Source organism: Proteus sp. FZP2095, assembly GCF_023701425.1.
Classification (GTDB): domain Bacteria; phylum Pseudomonadota; class Gammaproteobacteria; order Enterobacterales; family Enterobacteriaceae; genus Proteus; species Proteus cibarius.
Genome location: NZ_JAMQBJ010000002.1, coordinates 335,792 through 353,218, shown reverse-complemented (window position 1 = coordinate 353,218; position 17,427 = coordinate 335,792). Strand labels below are relative to the sequence as shown.

Here is a 17,427-nt window from a genome sequence, read left to right as displayed (position 1 = left end):
TGTCTCTCTTTGTAAAAGCCACACAGTATGAAGTCATACAACATGTTGCGATTAAACAGGTCGGATACTCTCTTCATCCAGTTCAGCATCAAAATATTGCTGTAATGTTTGAATCGTTTTATCCGTAATAATCGATTGACGCGATAACGCCAATTTTTCATCATAAATGGCTTGTCGCCACTCCAACGGAGTTTTTACCGCTGGATCATCATCTTCTATAATTGTGAGTGAAATTGCTTTTCCATGCAATTCACTTAACGCATTAGTGAGCGTGCGTAATGCATTTGCTGAATTTAAATGTTTCTGTTTAGTTCGTAAATGCAAAATAACGTTTTCTTCACTTACTGTCTCTTTATACGCATTTAATGCCAGTTGTTGTACTAATTTAGGTAGTGGCATTTTGTCAATTTCAGCGGCCCAAGCATCTCTTTCTTGTGATTCTTTAGCAATTTTTGCTGCTAACTCAGGTGTTTTTTCATATTCGAGAACTTCTTTGATCTCTTTTGGTGAAGAAACAACCTCTTGAGTTGACATTAATTCAGGGTTTTGTGGACGCCACTGGTACTCTTCTTTTTTCTTCTTTTCAGGCGCATTAGTCTGACGCTTAGCAACTTGCTGGCGTTTTTCACTCACGGCTGCTAGCCGCTCTAATGCACTAGCAGCCGGCTTAGCCCGATTAGGCGTCGCCGGTTCAGACTTTTTTGGCGGGGTTTGTTGTTCCGTCCCCTTTATTGCCTGCCTTGCTCTTAAAAGTTGTGCTGCAGGACTATTGCCTAATGAAGCACTATTTTCTGTTGGTGAAGAAGGTTGGTGGGCCATTTGAGACGAATGCGTTTGCGCCACTTGCGGAGCATAATGTTCAGATATTCTATTCGCTGGCAATGATGCTGACGGTAAAGTTTGTGCTAATGGCGCAGAAGGTATTTCGTCAATCACTGTTTTAGGATGAAAAGCAAGCGCACGTAGCAGTGTCATTTCAACGCCCATGCGTCTATCTGGTGCATAAGCCAGCTCTTTTCGCCCTACTAATAAGGTTTGATAATAGAGTTGTAAATCTTGTGGAGAAACAGATTTAGCCAATAAACGTAAGCGTTCTTGAGTAAATTGCTCTTGAGGATTTTCTTCACTAGGCAATAATTGCAACATTGCAATTTGATGCAGTAATGAGAGTGTTTCAACCAAGAAATTTTCCCAGTCAGTACCTCTTGAAGCAACTTCATTAACCAGCGACATAACCTGTTGGCCATCAGCTTTTACCAGCGCTTCAATCAATGCTAAAGGCTGAGCATCATCAATAGTGCCAAGCATTTGGCTAACCACTTCCGCACTGACAACACCTTCACCACTTGCAATAGCTTGGTCTGTTAAGCTTAATGCATCTCGCATACTGCCATCAGCGGCACGTGCAATAAGTTGACGTGCTCTTACATCATTTTCAATATGTTCGGCTGCAAGCACTTTTTCGAGTTGTGTCGCAATCTGGTCAATATCTAATGCACGCAGATGAAATTGCAAGCAACGCGATAAAATCGTGACAGGTAATTTTTGTGGATCGGTCGTCGCTAATAAGAATTTAACGTGCTCTGGCGGTTCTTCTAATGTTTTTAATAGCGCATTAAAACTGTGACGAGAAAGCATATGAACTTCGTCGATTAGATAGACCTTAAAACGTCCACGAGCTGGCGCATATTGCACATTGTCAAGCAATTCACGGGTATCTTCTACCTTAGTACGAGATGCGGCATCGATTTCAATTAAATCGACAAAACGCCCTTGTTCTATTTCGAGGCAATTTGCACATTGACCACAAGGTTTACTCGTAATACCTGTTTCACAATTGAGCCCTTTGGCAAACAGTCGGGCAATAGTGGTTTTTCCGACACCTCTTGTACCAGAAAAAAGATAGGCGTGATGAAGTCGCTGATGATCAAGACCATTAGCTAAAGCGGTCAACACATGACGTTGACCAACAACATCGTTAAAAGTTTGTGGGCGCCACTTACGGGCAAGTACCTGATAGCTCATTGATTCCGCTAAATTTGAACAAGATTTATCTCTATGCTAACACAGGGACGACCTATTGAGCGAGATTTGTAAGAAACAAATGAGATATTGATGAAAGAACCAGCAGAAATTGAAGATAAAGTAAAAAGTAACAATTGTGCGGGCAATATACATTTATAAAAATAGAAAAACTTATAAACGATATATAAACACCCGCACTTTTACTTGTGTTTACGATAAGAGCTCATTAACCCTTCTCTAAACAGTGAAGATATTAATGTCCAGGAAAATCAACCAGTGTAAAGCTGTGAACACCTTGTTTTTCTAAGCGTTCGATACCGCCTAAATCAGGTAAGCAAATAATGAAAGCGGCTTCTGTCACAGTACCACCTAAACGGCGGATAAGACGAGCTGTCGCTTCAATAGTGCCACCCGTTGCCAGTAAATCATCAACCATTAATACTTTGTCTTGATCCGTAATACTATCTTTGTGGATCTCTAAAGTATCTGTGCCGTATTCCAGATCATAAGTTTCACTGAGCGTTTCGCGAGGCAATTTACCTTTTTTACGAACAGGAACAAAACCAACACCTAGGCGTAATGCAACAGGAGCACCAAATAAGAAGCCACGCGCTTCGGTACCCACAACTTTAGTGATACCCTGACCTTGATAGTGTTCTACCAATAAATCAATGGTTGCCTGATATGCAGCAGGATTATCCAATAACGTAGTGATATCACGGAATAATATCCCTTCTTTTGGATAATCAGGAATGGTTTCAATACTGTCTTTAATAAATTGCAGTTGTTGCGCGTTAGCAGTCATAATCAGTGCCATAATAAAAAACGAAACGATAGAATCTATGCAATATGCCGTTAAAATGCAACAGAAAGCCAATTAACAACTCTTTTTTGTTGCTTTAAGTCAATTCATGTTTTTATCAAAACAGGGACAAGAACCAGATGAATAAACCCGATCCTTTAAGCTTGTTTAAAAAACAGATAGACAATCTTGCCGAAACAGTGGCGCCTATTGCAAACAAAAAAATTGCAGCACCTTGCTTCGACACAGCACTGTTCCACCGCCGAAGTGATTCCCTTGGTGGCTATATGCAACAGATCCGCGATAATTTTACCCAGTTAATCGCTTGTGTTGAGGCACAACGAAGCCAGCAGGTTAAATTTCTGGCCACACAAATCCTACAACAAATTGAAGCATTAACTCGTGAATTATCGACACAAACACTAAGAAAGCAAGAGAACCAGCTTACTCAACGAAAAAAAAGTGTCGATTTATACCAAAAGCTTGCCCAACATCAGGATTATGAACGTCGATTACAAGCCATGATCCAAGATAGAGAGCTTTCATTAACGCAAGCACAAAGCTTTATAAAGCAACAAGAGTTACAAAAAGAGATTGCTGCGCTTGAAAATCGCCTTGCGCGCTGCAAAAACGCCCTGTTTTCTATCGAAAAGGGCATTGAGAAACAAGAAAATAAATTTTAAAAGGAGTGACAATGAGTTTAAAAGAAGCACCTGAGTCTGTTCAATTGGCAGTCGATCTTATCTATTTACTTGAAAGCCACCATATTGATCCTAAAACAGCCCTCGAAGCGCTTGAGATTGTGCGCCAAGATTATGAAAAAAAATTGGCGACACAATCTACCCATTTATCTATTTAATTAAGCGAAAGGCGTATTTGCTTCAGGTGTTGAGCCATCCAGAGGACGTTTTATCTCTTGTACTTCATCACCTTGTTTATTATGCAAATAGACATCAAGTTGGTTAAACGCAATATTGATATTATTTTCATTACATAGCTTATCAATAGCACGGTTAACCTCATCTATTGCAATATTTCTATCACCCAATGTTCTGACATAAAAACGCAAATCATGATTTAGGGTACTTGCCCCAAATTCAGTAAATAGCACCACAGGTTCTGGTTCAGTCATTACTCTGACATTATCTTTAGCGGCTTTCATTAAGATCTCTTTGACCTTATCAAGATCAGAACCATAAGCAACACCCACTTGAATAATAATACGTGTCACCGTATCAGATAATGTCCAGTTAATAAGCCGTTCGGTTACAAACGCTTTATTTGGAATAATCACTTCTTTGCGATCAAAGTCAGTCACTGTCGTTGCCCTAATACGAATTCGGCTAACTGTACCGGAATAAGTACCAATAGTAACGGTATCACCAATTCTGACAGGTCTTTCGAACAAGATAATTAAGCCAGACACAAAGTTTGCAAATATCTCTTGTAAACCGAACCCCAAACCAACCGTTAAAGCCGCTGCTAACCATTGCAATTTTTCCCATGCTACACCTAATATTCCCAGTGATACGATGGTTCCGATAGCAATAATAATGTAGGTCAAAATAGTTGTGATTGCGTAAGAAGCACCTTGTTGCAGTTTTATACGAGATAAAATTAATACTTCTAATAACCCCGGTAAGTTTCTCGTCATAAACCAAGAAATTGCCATAATAGAAACAGACAATAATAGATCAGCAACAGTGACAGCTTTAATAACGTTACCCAGTTCTGTTGGTAAATTGTAACTCCAGAGCGTTATTCCATCTAAATAGGTAAAGACCGTAATAAAATCAGACCAAATACCATAGAAACTAGAAGCAAAGATGATAAATAAGATCATCGTTGTTAGTCTTAATGATTGCTGATTAATTTGGTCCATATCCATAGGGGGTTCTTGAATAGGTTCAAGGCTATTATCTTCACCTTCTTTCTTCTCTTTTAACATCGCTTGTCTGCGTTCAAGCGCTCGGCGATAAGCAAGCCTTCTAGCGGCAACAGTTAATCCACGTAAACTGGCGTGGTAAGCAATAAACCACAACATAAGTAGATATAGACTATCAATCCAACGATTTGCCAAACGTAATGCCGTATAGTAATAACCAAAAATAACCAGACCCATTAGAATTAAAGGTGAAAATGTTAATAAGGTAATTACTACGGTTCTAACAACATGATTACCTTTTTCCTGCCACATTTCACGGCAAAATGGCAGTGCGCATAAGCTAATACCAAATAGTGAAATAATTGCAATCAACTGCCCAATAACATCGCCTACCAGCAATAATGGATTATTAATCCCATAAGCAGAAAGCAAAATAATAGGCAACATAGGAAGAGAGAGTCGCAATAAACGCTTACGGTTTTGTTGGACTCGTTCCATAGGAATTTTGAAATGTTTTACAGCAACACCATCGTCAGACATTAAGCGATAAGACCATTCAAACATCAGCCAAAATACCGCAAATTGCCAAGCGAAAGACCAGATAAATTCTTGTTGCACATTAAAGCTATTGATTAGCCAATATCCTATTGCTAAAACGAAACAAGATAACGGTAATGTTTTTAGAAAGACAATTCCCAGCGCAAGTGGGGTATGTAACTGGGAATCTTTATTGAGTTTATTAATATCCCCATTGAGTTTTTCAAACTGGATATCGAGTTTCTTACGTTGCCAAATCAGTATTGAACCGAACAAAATTAGTGCGATAAGAACAGGAAGTGATTTCTTAGCCCCGATCAGCAGATTTTCATTTGACCAATTAAGTTTAAAACCTTGAAACTCAGCAACCGCCTGAGCAGGAAATGTTGAGAACCAATTGAGATTAATTGGCTTATTACTGCTTACCCAGAAAATTTGCTGGGCCAATGTATTTTCAAGAGAACTCACCACACTGCGTAATTGCTGTTGATCCATTTGTAGGTTAATCGAACCCGAGATTTGATTACCCAATTGATTATTGAGCTTATCAAGCAATTCACGTCGAGCATCAACAAGTAATTCTAATGCACTACGCAGCTCTTTTTGTGCATTGGGATCTGTTACTTCAGGATAAGCAGCTTGGTATTCATGCATCAACTGATCAATATAAATACTTGGCTGTATTATCTGATCGCGTTGTTTGTTTATTTCAAACTGCTCTAAACGTAAGTCTGCAATTTTATCCGGCAGATTATTAATGAAAATACCATCAGGTAAATCGACCTGCTCTTCAAATAAAATACGAGAAAGCAATAAGCTTCCTTTAAGCACATCAATTTGTTCTTTTAAATTTCGTTCAGATTGAATAGCTCTATCTAAACGATTTTTGACCATAAGGCTATGGCGGTTTAACTCATTATTATTTTGAGTTGTAACAATCAACTTATCACTAAGATGTTTATTGATTTCTGTTTGCGCCAAATAGAAAGGATTATCATTAATGACCTGATTTTCAAGCCCTGCACTTTGCGCTTCTTTCGCTGTTTCTTCTGAACTATCTAAACGTTTATCACTAATCTCTTCTTGAATGAGTTGAGCATGTTCTTGGGAAAGATCGATGTAAGCCGAGCTATAATCACGCTGAAGTTGTAATAAGCTTTGCAACTGCACATTAGATTGTAAGGTACGTTTTTGATAATTATTCTGTTGTTGAAGGTAATATTGCTCTAATTGTAATAATTGTACTGCTGAAGGTCGCATTTGCGCTTTATCTGCACTGCTTTTATTCAATAATGTTCTTATTTGTTGCAGTCTTTCTGAGTTATTAAATAAAACAGATTGCGCCCTTTCTGGTTGTGTTTGTAACACAATAAGTTCATTACTGTAATTTGCTAAATCGTCTTGCGCTTTTTGTAATGATTGTAAGACAGTCTCTAATTGTGACTCTAACGTTGCTAACGGTAATGCTTCTAGTGATTTTTGATAGTCTTCCGCCTCTTTATTAGCGACTTTCTGTTTTAACTGATTAAGTTGATATTGTGCATTACGCAGTTTTTCAGGTAATTGCTCTACTGTTTTATCATAATTTACTAATTTTTTTTCTAACTGTTGAATGTTATCAAGTAATAAGAGCGATTGTTCAAAGTCAGCAATCGTTAATTTATCTTCTGCACTTAACTCACTACGTTTATTTAATAAATTAAGCTGGTTTTGAATACTTTCTTGGGTAGGTAAATTACTAGGTACTGCGGCTAAAGCAGAGGTGATGGAGAAACTCAAAAAAATAAACATAATAATCGTGGCGAAGATAGTCGTCATTATTCGATTATTGAACTGAGAAAAAAAAGTTTGAGTACACATGGTTAAGCAACTTGTTCAATTAATATTGAAAAACTGTTTATTATTATAATCCAATTGCTTCAAATTGGCAGTGTAAACAGCACAAGTTGCTTGATTTGTTTCTCGCCTGAGAAAACGAAATGGTGATCAGAAAGTCAGTATTTTATCAGCGTCTAATGTCCACTGAGCTAAATCTACTAATGTGCCTAGTTCTGCACCATCAACAAGTGGTAAATCACTGATACCACGAGTATCTGTACATGTTTTACAGAGTTTAACAGGAACGTTCTGTGCAGTTAGAATTTCCAACATTTGCTGTAAGTTATAACCTTCTTTAGGTTGTTGACGAGCTAAAGCCCCGGTCACAGCGTCTGACATTAAAAAAATATTTAATTCAGTTTCAGGATGCTGTTCTTTTAATGTTATTGATAAACGCAGTGCATTAAATAATGATTCATTACCATAAGCTGCACCGTTAGCAATAACTAATACTTTACTCATAAACATCTTCCTCAAATTTAATAATAAATTAAGATGGCGCTGATATTCTCATATTTGCGCTGTGCTTTATCATATCAATAAAGCTATCAACCAAATATTGACATTCATCTTTGATAGAAAAACTTTCTGGTGAAAATAACCAGTTTTCGGCAAGGCCAGTCATCATAGCTCTTAACATGATGGCCGACCTTCTTAAATTAAGGTCGGCAGGAAGTTGTTTTTTTTCAATACAACGAGATAAAGACTGTTCTATTCTGGAGTGATCGGCTGCACACAATTCTCTGCGAATTTCAACAATTGGTGTCATTTCACCGACAAATTCGCATTTATGGAAATATATTTCTAAAAGTGCATTATGTTTGGGATCTTCGACAATTGATGTCAATATGTAAATAAGCAATTCTCTTAATACAAATAGTGGATCATCTGGGTATTTTGTTTGATACTCTATTTCTAAAGATTCTATTTTTAAGTCGGTGAGTTCGCACGCTTCAGTAAATAAATCCACTTTATTTTTAAAGTGCCAATATATTGCGCCACGGGTAACACCTGCCGCGGATGCAATATCTGAAAGTGATGTGGCAGAAACGCCTTGCACAGTAAACAACCTAAGTGCAGCATCAATAATCTGCTGTTTTGTTTCTTGTGCCTGCCGTTTAGTTTTTCGTGCCATTAATCCTCGATTTTGACTGAAGTTAATTTACATACATTCATGTATGTTTGTACTATACATCGCAACCAATCATCAACTTAATTATTTTTATCCCGGGAAACAACGTTTGAATAGAGGTTTTCTTATGCGAAAAAACAGAGGGGTTTTGCCTCTGGCTCTGTTAGTGCTATCAGGCAGCTTGGTTCTTGCTGGATGTGACGACAAAGCTAAACAGTCTGCTGGGGGTCCACCTCCTGCACCGGCTGTCGGTGTTGTGACTTTAGGGGCGCAAGCTCTGACAATCACAACTGATTTACCAGGTCGTACATCAGCCTTCCGTATTGCTGAAGTTCGTCCTCAAGTTGGCGGCATTATTTTAAAACGCAATTACACCGAAGGTAGCTATGTAGAAGCAGGTACATCTTTGTACCAAATCGACCCAGCTATGTTTGAAGCAACTTTAAATAGTGCGCAAGCTGAACTAGCGAAAGCTAAAGCTAATGCTGAAATAGCTCGTCTCACTGTGGAGCGTTATAAGCCTCTGCTGGGTACAAACTATGTCAGTAAACAAGATTTTGATACTACAACGTCTCAGTATGCACAAGCTGTCGCTGCTGTTAGAGCGGGCGAAGCCGCTGTCACAACGGCAAAGATTAATCTTGAATATACGAAAGTAACGGCTCCAATTTCAGGTCGTTCGGGTAAATCAACAGTAACTGAAGGCGCCCTTGTCGCTCCAGGTCAACAAGTCGCACTGACAACTGTTCAGCAAATCGATCCGATTTACGTCAATGTGACGCAGTCGAGTGAAGATTACCTGAAACTCAAAAATGAAATTGAAAGTGGCATTATTCGTCAAGAGCAAGGCAAACCTGTTGTTCATTTAACACTGACTAATGGGCAAGCTTACGCACAGAAAGGCCATTTAGAATTTTCTGATGTGACTGTTGATGAGACAACAGGCTCAATTACTATGCGTGCTATCGTACCTAACCCTAATGGGGAATTATTACCAGGTATGTTTGTTCGCACTAAGTTAGAAAATGGTATTCGCCAAAATGCAGTTTTGATCCCACAACAAGCTGTGATTCGTACAGCGCGTGGTGATGCAACAGCAATGGTTGTTAATAAAGACAACGTTGTTGAAGTTCGTACCATCGAAGTGTCACAAGCTGTTGGTAATAAATGGCTCGTTAATAGTGGTGTTCAGGCTGGTGATCGCGTTATCGTTTCTGGATTGCAAAAAGCAAAACCAAAAATGACAGTAACGCCTCAAGAAGAGAATTTAGATGCGAAGCCATCACCTGAACAAACTGAGCCAGCTAAGAATCCTCAATAAGGAGTCGGTGATCCATGCCTAAGTTTTTTATAGATAGACCGATATTTGCGTGGGTAATTGCGATAATTACCATGCTCGCAGGTCTTCTGGCACTCATCAAACTGCCTGTTGCCCAGTATCCAACGATTGCGCCGCCAGCGATTTCTATCTCTGCGGTTTATCCTGGTGCTGACGCCACCACTGTGCAGAACACCGTTACCCAAGTTATCGAACAGAATATGAATGGTATCGATAACATGGTGTATATGTCTGCGACCAGTGACTCGGCTGGTATGATGAATATCACTCTGACCTTTGAAGCAGGTACTGACCCTGATATCGCGCAAGTACAGGTGCAGAATAAACTGCAACTTGCCATGCCGTTATTACCTCAGGAAGTGCAACAACAAGGGATTAGTGTTGATAAATCCTCAAGTTCATTCTTGATGGTTGCAGGGTTCATCTCAAGTGACGGTTCAATGTCACAAGATGATATTGCAGACTATGTGGGTGCAACGATTAAAGACCCGTTAAGCCGTGTAACCGGTGTGGGTGAAACCCAGTTATTTGGTACCCAATACGCAATGCGTATTTGGTTAGATCCAGATAAATTGGTGAAATATAACATGACAACACTTGACGTTATTGGTGCAATTAGAGCGCAAAATAACCAAGTGGCAGCAGGTCAATTAGGAGGCACACCTCCTGTTCCTGGTCAGCGTTTAAACGTATCTATTATTGCCCAAACTCGACTTAATACCGCAGAGCAATTTGGCGACATCCTGATGAAAGTCAATACTGACGGTTCGCAGGTTAAGCTAAAAGATCTGGGTATTGTTGAAATGGGGGCGGAAAACTATAGCACTATTGCTCGCTTTAATGGCCTACCTGCTTCTGGTATTGGTATTAAGTTAGCAACAGGAGCTAACGCATTAGATACCGCAACAGCTGTACGTGCTGCATTAGCTGAAATGGAACCGTTCTTCCCTGCGGGATTAGAGGTCGTTTATCCATATGATACAACGCCATTCGTTAAGATCTCTATTTTCGAAGTGGTAAAAACGCTTATTGAAGCCATCATGCTGGTATTCGTAGTTATGTATCTGTTCTTACAGAACTTCCGAGCTACGTTAATCCCAACAATTGCAGTACCTGTTGTATTGTTAGGTACCTTCGCCATACTCTCGGCGTTTGGTTATTCGATAAATACTTTGACGATGTTTGCGATGGTACTTGCCATCGGGCTTCTGGTGGATGACGCCATCGTTGTAGTAGAAAACGTCGAACGTGTTATGCAAGAAGAAGGTTTATCACCTAAAGAAGCAACACGTAAATCTATGGGACAAATCCAAAGTGCTCTGGTCGGTATCGCCCTAGTGCTTTCAGCGGTATTTATTCCAATGGCATTCTTTGGTGGTTCAACTGGTGCGATTTATCGCCAGTTCTCTATCACCATCGTATCAGCAATGGTGCTGTCTGTTTTCGTCGCCTTGATTTTAACACCTGCACTTTGTGCAACGATGTTAAAACCTGTACCGAAAGGTAGTCATGGTGTGCAAACTGGTTTCTTTGGTTGGTTTAACCGTACCTTTGAAAAGAGTAGTCATCACTATACTGACAGTGTATCCCGTACACTTCGTGGTACTGGTCGTTACTTATTAATTTACGTTTTATTAGTTGCTGGTATGGCGTTAATGTTTATTCGCTTACCTGCATCGTTCTTACCTGAAGAAGACCAAGGGGTATTACTGACAATGGTTCAGTTACCTGCGGGTTCAACGCAAGAACAAACACAAGACGTACTGGAAAGAGTAAACGACTACTTCAATACCGATGAAAAAGAGCTCGTTAAATCTGTCTTTACCGTAAGTGGCTTCGGCTTCGGTGGTCAAGGGCAAAATATGGGCCTAGTCTTCGTTGTATTGAATGATTGGAGTGAGCGTAAAGCAGATGAAGACAAAGTTCCGGCAATTGTAGGGCGTGCCAATATGGCATTATCCCAAATTAAGGAAGCCTTTGTTTACTCATTTAATATTCCAGCAATTGTTGAGTTAGGTTCTGCGGGTGGTTTCGAATTCGAGTTAGTGGATAAAGCCAACCTTGGTCACGATAAACTCATGGAAGCTCGAAATCAATTACTTGGAATGGCAGCGCAACAGCCTGAAATGTTAATGGGTGTACGTCCTAATGGTCAGGAAGATACATCACAATATCGTCTATATATTGACCTAGAGAAAGCACAAGCTCAAGGTGTTGCAATTAGCGATATTTATTCAACATTAGGTACCATGTTTGGTGGTAGTTACGTTAACGACTTTATCGACCGTGGTCGTGTTAAGAAAGTTTACGTTCAAGCTGAATCACAATTCCGCATGCTGCCACAAGATATTGGTAATCTTTATGTTCGTAACAATGTCGGTCAGATGGTTCCATTCTCATCATTCATTGATACAAGTAAAGATCCTTGGTTATACGGCTCTCCTCGTTTAGAGCGTTATAACGGTTTACCAGCAGTTCAAATTCAAGGTAGTGCAACACCAGGTCAAAGTAGTGGTGACGCAATGCTGATGATGGAAGATCTCGCCAGTAAATTACCAAGCGGTATCGGTTATGAATGGACAGGAATGTCATATCAAGAACGTTTATCGGGTAACCAGGCGCCTGCTCTGTATACCATTTCCTTGATAGTCGTATTCCTCTGTCTTGCTGCTCTTTATGAAAGCTGGTCAGTACCATTCTCCGTTATGTTAGTCGTTCCACTGGGTGTTATCGGTGCGCTTGCATTAACATCACTGAGAGGTCTTGAAAATGACGTTTACTTTAAGGTTGGGCTCTTAACAACCATTGGGTTATCGGCGAAAAACGCAATATTAATTGTTGAATTCGCCAAAGATCTGATGGAAAAAGAAGGCAAAGGGCTCATAGAAGCAACCTTAGACTCAGTCAGAATGCGTCTACGTCCAATTCTAATGACTTCACTGGCCTTTATGTTAGGGGTTATTCCTCTGGTATTAAGTAACGGCGCAGGTTCTGGTGCTCAGAACTCAGTAGGTACAGGTGTATTTGGTGGTATGATTGCCGCAACCTCCCTTGCTATTTACTTTGTTCCTATTTTCTTCGTTGTGATCCGTAGACGATTCGCGAAGAAAAATGAAGATTTAGAGCATCCAAATCATTCACACTAATTTGAATGGATTTGAGTGAGAATGCCAAAAAGGTCGCGAAAGCGACCTTTTTCTTTATCTATTGATGTATTGTTTTAAATGAAAACTTATCTCATTATATTATTTTTAGGAAATATCTCTTTAATCAATAAACTCATTTTATTTTTTTTCTTATATATGACTTTTTGTCAAAATTAAACAGCTCTGTTATTTATAAATAACAGCGATAATTATGCCTCAATTGCACGCTTAAACATTCAAATTACAATAAAAACAAAGATAATCATTATGTTAAGAAAAATACTCTTTAATTGAGATTTGTTGATTTTTACGAAAATAGACAAAATTCTGTTGTTCAGATAGTGACTTATGCAATAATAGTGCTATATTAAGCAAAGAAATACTTATTGTATAAATTTTAAACTCATTCGAGTGCAATTGAGTGCTCAGTATTATCTTTTGATATGCTATTACTTTGTTAGAAATAATAAATATAATTATTAAACTCTTTTAGCATACGAGTAAATATAAACACCCATTTTCAAGTTTATATTTTTTATTAATCCATTAATGAATTATGTGATGTTTCTCGTTAATAAGTTCAATTTTAAGCATTTATCATTATTAATGAATATTTTCTATTAATTCAATTACGATATGTTATGGACGAATATTCACCAGAAAAAGTAGATTTAGCTGAATTGTCATTTTTATGTGAAGAGCTATTGCAGCAAGCTTTAGGCTCATTAGATAAAGGTAGTACAGTTTGGCACAACGATCTGAGTAGCACAAAAAGCGTTGACCTTAATGTCCTAATTGAACACATTATGGACTTTAGTTGGAAATTTAAGATTAAATACCCAGATAAACATGTCATTAATACTCTTATAGAAGAGTACCTTGAAGAGACTTATCGTTTATTTGGTAATACATCAATTTCTTACTCAGATATCAATAATTGGAAAGAGTTAAACTTGTCACTTTTAACTCTCATTGCCAAAAACCCAAAAAGTTATATTAAGTAAATTTAATTATCTTTAGTTTTATTTTAATAATAGAGAAAAGACAACATGACTAAGACAGACTATCTAATGCGTTTAAGAAAATGTACTTCAATCGAAACATTAGAACGTGTGATTGAAAAAAACAAATATGAACTCTCTGATGATGAACTGGAGCTGTTTTATTCAGCCGCAGACCACCGTTTAGCAGAACTCACAATGAATAAGCTATATGATAAAATTCCAGCGTCTGTTTGGAAATTTGTTAGATAATCTAGTTCTATTTAATTGCCTTAGTTTTATTTTTGCTATTTTTATTTTTTATAGTAGTAGGGTTATTATTTCTTAATTTAGATATCGTTTTATTCACGTTTGCTTGTCAGTAGAATGATTACACACCATCATGCCGTTGCCTTATTACGGCATGACCGCACTGCTTTACCCAAATATTCCTTCCATTTATAAACACTACCGTAAATCTTCCAATAATAAATTGATACATTAAGCATACTATTTTCCATTCAATAATATTGACTCTCAAACCGAAAGAAAACAGCGTTCAAAAACACGTATAGAGAGTTAAAATATAAAGAGAAACGAATAATCTTAGGAAATAGTAATTATGAGGGATTAGAAATTATGAAGGACTAGAAATTGGGTGGGGCCTTGCCAGCGACATCCCGGCACACGCGACACCTGCCATGGCTGCTTCCTTCCGGACCTGACCGAGTTAACAAGTTAGCGTTGCGGGAGAACCAACAAGACCCCATAGATTGTCTTATTGCTAAGACGATACGCATTATGTTTTAAACTGACTTAAATAGCAAGGAAAGCAAACCTAAGTGATGATTAATTACCCAAATATGCACTCACTGATTATTCAATTGCCTTTAACGCTCTTTTTGCCTCTCATAAACTCATCAGAGAGTATTCAATAAGCTGATAAATAATAATCTCCATCAACTCTGTGCATTTATCATTAGGTTGCGATCTAAGAGAAAAAAGGGAGATTATTTTTTTATCTTCTTAGGATTGTATATAATCAACTTTATAAAAAATAACCAGATCTAATGATACAGGTACACTATGAGTCAAGCATTGAAAGATCTCATCAATTTGATGGCACTTGAAAAAATAGAAGAAGGTCTATTTAGAGGTCAAAGCGAAGATTTAGGATTACCTCAAGTTTTTGGTGGGCAAGTAGTAGGACAAGCACTATACGCTGCAAAACAGACAATTGCTGATAACCGTTATATCAACTCATTTCATAGCTACTTTTTACGTCCTGGTGATAGCCATAAGCCTATCGTTTATGATGTGGAGTTTATCCGTGATGGTGGTTCATTTAGCACTCGTAGAGTCAGTGCGATCCAGCATGGTAAGCCTATTTTCTATATGACGGTTTCTTTTCAAGAATTTGAAGAAGGTTTTGAACATCAAGATGCAATGCCTAATGTTCCTTTTCCAAATGAACTTATTTCACAACATGAGATTTTAAAGAAATTAGCACCTAAATTACCTGAGCCGATTAAATCTTTAGCACTACGAGAAACACCTTTTGAGGCGCGTCCAGTGCAATATTTTAGCCCTTTTGGCTACTCTAAAGCGCCTGCTGAACGTTATGTTTGGTATCGTAGTCGTGGTGAAATGCCATCTGATCCTTTCTTGCATCAATACTTACTTGGCTATGTCTCTGATTTTGACTTTTTACCAACCGCTCTCCAACCTTATGGTTTAGGCTTTATGGATACAAACCTGCAAGTTGCTACCATTGACCATTCGATGTGGTTTCATCGTCCATTCCGTGTAGATGATTGGTTGCTTTATGTGATTGAAAGCCCTTCAGCATCAGGCGGTAGAGGATTTGTGAGAGGTAAATTCTTTAATACAAACGGTCAGCTAGTGGCGTCTTCTGTTCAAGAAGGGGTGATTCGCCAAAAACGTACTAAACATTCAAAATAATATCTTGGCATATTCCCCCCTCAAAAGAGGGGGAATAGACAATTACTGCTGATAAGCTCTTTCACCATGAGTTGTTAAATCTAATCCATCATGCTCTTCCTCTTCAGAAACGCGTAACCCCACCAGCTTATCTGCGATTTTAAAACTAATATAAGCAACAGCACCAGACCAAATTACCGTGATCACAACACTGATTAATTGAATTAAAACCTGTTTATTCAGTGTCATACCATCGCTATACCCTACACCACCTAAAAATGAAGCTGTAAATATCCCAGTTAATAGGCAACCTGCAATACCGCAAGTACCATGAATACCAAAAACATCACAAACATCATCGGCTTTTAACCAGCGTTTTAAAACAACAACCCCCCAAAGCCCAATAATTCCTCCCATTACACCAATAAATAAAGCGCCCATCACGCCAACAGTGCCAGCAGCTGGCGTAATCGCCACTAACCCTGCAATACAACCTGAACAACCACCTAACATAGAGGGCTTACCTCTGGTTATCCATTCTGATGCAGTCCAAGAAAGTACGGCTCCCGCAGTTGCAACTATCGTATTTAAAAACGCTAAAGCCGCAATCGCATTTGCACTGCCAGCAGAGCCTGCATTAAAACCGAACCAACCGATATAAAGTACAGCCGTACCTGTAAAAACCATGGGTAAATTATGAGGTTTAAGCGCTATATGCTGACTATCACGTCGTTTACCAAGTAAGTAAGCACCAACAAGAGCTGCAATAGCAGCATTAATATGTACGACGGTTCCCCCAGCAAAATCTAATGCACCATCATCGATTAACCAACCACCTTCTCCCCATACCATATGAGCAATAGGGATATAAGAAAAAGAGAACCAAATAATCGTAAAAATAAGCAATGCAGAAAAACGAATGCGCTCTCCTAATGCTCCAACAATTAATGCAACAGTGATAACCGCAAACGATCCTTGAAAAGCAACATGCACGTACTGATTAATTGAACCAGAGAGTGAATCCAGTGATACGTTATTCAAAAAAGTAAGTGACCACCCACCCCAGACTTTATTGCCCACAGTAAAAGCCAAACTGTAGCCAAAAGTTATCCAAAGAATGACCACAACACTAAAGATCATCATCACTTGTGTGATCAAAGAAAGTACGTTTTTACTTCTTAGTAATCCTCCATAAAATAAGGCGATACCAGGTATAGTCATAAAGAAAACCAAAACAGTACATATCAACATAAAACCATTATCGGCTTTATCAACAGTCACTGTTTCAGTTGCAAATACAGATGAAGAAAAGTGTGTAAGCACTAACATTAATAGCAAAGAAAGTAAGCGTTTCATCGAATATCTCCTTTAAAGAGCTTCATCACCAGATTCACCGGTACGAATACGGATTGCCTGCAATAATTCCAAAACAAAAATTTTTCCATCTCCTACTTTTCCTGTATCCGTCGCTTGCATAATCACTTGCATAACAGGCTCAAGTTGTTCATCACAAATAGCGAGTTCTATTTTTACTTTGGGAAGAAAATTAATTTCGTATTCTGCTCCTCTATATAACTCTGCATGTCCTTTCTGTCGCCCATATCCCTTTACTTCGCTAATTGTCATTCCCTTTATGCCTAACTCAGAGAGTGACTCTCGTACTTCTTCTAATTTAAATGGCTTAATAATGGCGATGATATATTTCATATAAACCTCGTCGATATTTGAAAGAGCAAAGCCTATATAGCAAAGCAAAAGATAT

At 38.5% G+C, this 17,427-nt stretch carries 14 protein-coding genes and 1 other RNA gene; 7 read left to right on the top strand and 8 right to left on the bottom strand.

What is annotated here, in order from left to right:
- Positions 1-51 precede the first annotated feature (51 nt).
- Complete coding sequence (gene dnaX, locus NBG71_RS11795) at positions 52-2,025, bottom strand: DNA polymerase III subunit gamma/tau (RefSeq protein ID WP_099659962.1); 1,974 nt, start codon at positions 2,023-2,025, stop codon at positions 52-54.
- A 253-nt stretch (positions 2,026-2,278) separates the two neighbouring features.
- Positions 2,279-2,830, bottom strand: coding sequence for an adenine phosphoribosyltransferase (apt, locus tag NBG71_RS11790; RefSeq protein ID WP_036911661.1), 552 nt, complete (start codon positions 2,828-2,830; stop codon positions 2,279-2,281).
- 137 nt (positions 2,831-2,967) lie between these two features.
- Between apt and priC the strand changes: the two genes are divergently transcribed.
- Both priC and rsmS read left to right on the top strand, forming a co-directional pair.
- The gene (gene priC, locus NBG71_RS11785; RefSeq protein WP_075671953.1) at positions 2,968-3,510 is read left to right on the top strand and encodes a primosomal replication protein PriC; all 543 of its coding nucleotides are present in this window, start codon (positions 2,968-2,970) and stop codon (positions 3,508-3,510) included.
- A gap of 11 nt (positions 3,511-3,521) precedes the next feature.
- Entirely contained in the window at positions 3,522-3,686 is a 165-nt protein-coding gene (gene rsmS, locus NBG71_RS11780) for a pleiotropic regulatory protein RsmS (RefSeq protein ID WP_075671955.1), read from the top strand.
- On the opposite strand, the gene mscK is transcribed toward rsmS, so the two are convergent.
- From mscK to acrR, 3 genes are all read right to left on the bottom strand, one after another.
- Entirely contained in the window at positions 3,687-7,067 is a 3,381-nt protein-coding gene (gene mscK, locus NBG71_RS11775; RefSeq protein WP_226891863.1) for a mechanosensitive channel MscK, read from the bottom strand.
- 168 nt (positions 7,068-7,235) lie between these two features.
- Positions 7,236-7,589, bottom strand: coding sequence for a DsrE/DsrF/TusD sulfur relay family protein (locus NBG71_RS11770; protein ID WP_023580846.1), 354 nt, complete (start codon positions 7,587-7,589; stop codon positions 7,236-7,238).
- 28 nt (positions 7,590-7,617) lie between these two features.
- Positions 7,618-8,262 carry a multidrug efflux transporter transcriptional repressor AcrR gene (gene acrR, locus NBG71_RS11765; RefSeq protein WP_075671959.1) on the bottom strand — a complete coding sequence of 215 codons (645 nt, stop codon included), beginning with the start codon at positions 8,260-8,262 and terminating at the stop codon, positions 7,618-7,620.
- Positions 8,263-8,386: 124 nt separating this feature from the next.
- On the opposite strand from acrR, the gene NBG71_RS11760 reads away from it, so the two are divergent.
- The 4 genes from NBG71_RS11760 to hha all read left to right on the top strand — a co-directional run bounded on the left by NBG71_RS11760 (position 8,387) and on the right by hha (position 13,997).
- Positions 8,387-9,580: an efflux RND transporter periplasmic adaptor subunit gene (locus NBG71_RS11760; protein ID WP_250916872.1), complete on the top strand. Its 1,194-nt coding sequence runs from the start codon at positions 8,387-8,389 to the stop codon at positions 9,578-9,580.
- Between the two features lie 14 nt (positions 9,581-9,594).
- Entirely contained in the window at positions 9,595-12,744 is a 3,150-nt protein-coding gene (locus NBG71_RS11755; RefSeq protein ID WP_075671963.1) for an efflux RND transporter permease subunit, read from the top strand.
- 641 nt (positions 12,745-13,385) lie between these two features.
- Positions 13,386-13,748, top strand: coding sequence for an Hha toxicity modulator TomB (gene tomB / locus NBG71_RS11750; protein WP_075671965.1), 363 nt, complete (start codon positions 13,386-13,388; stop codon positions 13,746-13,748).
- 45 nt (positions 13,749-13,793) lie between these two features.
- Entirely contained in the window at positions 13,794-13,997 is a 204-nt protein-coding gene (gene hha, locus NBG71_RS11745) for a hemolysin expression-modulating protein Hha (protein ID WP_006535062.1), read from the top strand.
- Between the two features lie 391 nt (positions 13,998-14,388).
- On the opposite strand, the gene ffs is transcribed toward hha, so the two are convergent.
- An RNA gene (ffs, locus tag NBG71_RS11740) (signal recognition particle sRNA small type) lies at positions 14,389-14,485 on the bottom strand.
- 325 nt (positions 14,486-14,810) lie between these two features.
- Here ffs and tesB point away from each other — a divergent pair.
- Positions 14,811-15,686, top strand: a complete 876-nt coding sequence (tesB, locus tag NBG71_RS11735) for an acyl-CoA thioesterase II (protein ID WP_075671967.1) — start codon at positions 14,811-14,813, stop codon at positions 15,684-15,686.
- A 42-nt stretch (positions 15,687-15,728) separates the two neighbouring features.
- Here the strand turns inward: tesB and amtB are convergent, their stop codons facing one another.
- Both amtB and glnK read right to left on the bottom strand, forming a co-directional pair.
- Positions 15,729-17,021 carry an ammonium transporter AmtB gene (gene amtB, locus NBG71_RS11730; protein ID WP_075671969.1) on the bottom strand — a complete coding sequence of 431 codons (1,293 nt, stop codon included), beginning with the start codon at positions 17,019-17,021 and terminating at the stop codon, positions 15,729-15,731.
- A gap of 12 nt (positions 17,022-17,033) precedes the next feature.
- Positions 17,034-17,372, bottom strand: a complete 339-nt coding sequence (gene glnK / locus NBG71_RS11725; RefSeq protein ID WP_075671971.1) for a P-II family nitrogen regulator — start codon at positions 17,370-17,372, stop codon at positions 17,034-17,036.
- Between the last annotated feature and the right edge of the window lie 55 nt (positions 17,373-17,427).

Bases quoted from the DNA above. Each gene is read 5' to 3' on its own strand.
- priC (WP_075671953.1), top strand. From the start codon at position 2,968: ATGAATAAACCCGATCCTTTAAGCTTGTTTAAAAAACAGATAGACAAT.
- glnK (WP_075671971.1), bottom strand. From the start codon at position 17,372: ATGAAATATATCATCGCCATTATTAAGCCATTTAAATTAGAAGAAGTA.
- acrR (WP_075671959.1), bottom strand. From the start codon at position 8,262: ATGGCACGAAAAACTAAACGGCAGGCACAAGAAACAAAACAGCAGATT.
- dnaX (WP_099659962.1), bottom strand. From the start codon at position 2,025: ATGAGCTATCAGGTACTTGCCCGTAAGTGGCGCCCACAAACTTTTAAC.
- NBG71_RS11755 (WP_075671963.1), top strand. From the start codon at position 9,595: ATGCCTAAGTTTTTTATAGATAGACCGATATTTGCGTGGGTAATTGCG.
- hha (WP_006535062.1), top strand. From the start codon at position 13,794: ATGACTAAGACAGACTATCTAATGCGTTTAAGAAAATGTACTTCAATC.
- apt (WP_036911661.1), bottom strand. From the start codon at position 2,830: ATGACTGCTAACGCGCAACAACTGCAATTTATTAAAGACAGTATTGAA.
- tesB (WP_075671967.1), top strand. From the start codon at position 14,811: ATGAGTCAAGCATTGAAAGATCTCATCAATTTGATGGCACTTGAAAAA.
- NBG71_RS11760 (WP_250916872.1), top strand. From the start codon at position 8,387: ATGCGAAAAAACAGAGGGGTTTTGCCTCTGGCTCTGTTAGTGCTATCA.
- amtB (WP_075671969.1), bottom strand. From the start codon at position 17,021: ATGAAACGCTTACTTTCTTTGCTATTAATGTTAGTGCTTACACACTTT.
- mscK (WP_226891863.1), bottom strand. From the start codon at position 7,067: ATGACGACTATCTTCGCCACGATTATTATGTTTATTTTTTTGAGTTTC.
- NBG71_RS11770 (WP_023580846.1), bottom strand. From the start codon at position 7,589: ATGAGTAAAGTATTAGTTATTGCTAACGGTGCAGCTTATGGTAATGAA.
- rsmS (WP_075671955.1), top strand. From the start codon at position 3,522: ATGAGTTTAAAAGAAGCACCTGAGTCTGTTCAATTGGCAGTCGATCTT.
- tomB (WP_075671965.1), top strand. From the start codon at position 13,386: ATGGACGAATATTCACCAGAAAAAGTAGATTTAGCTGAATTGTCATTT.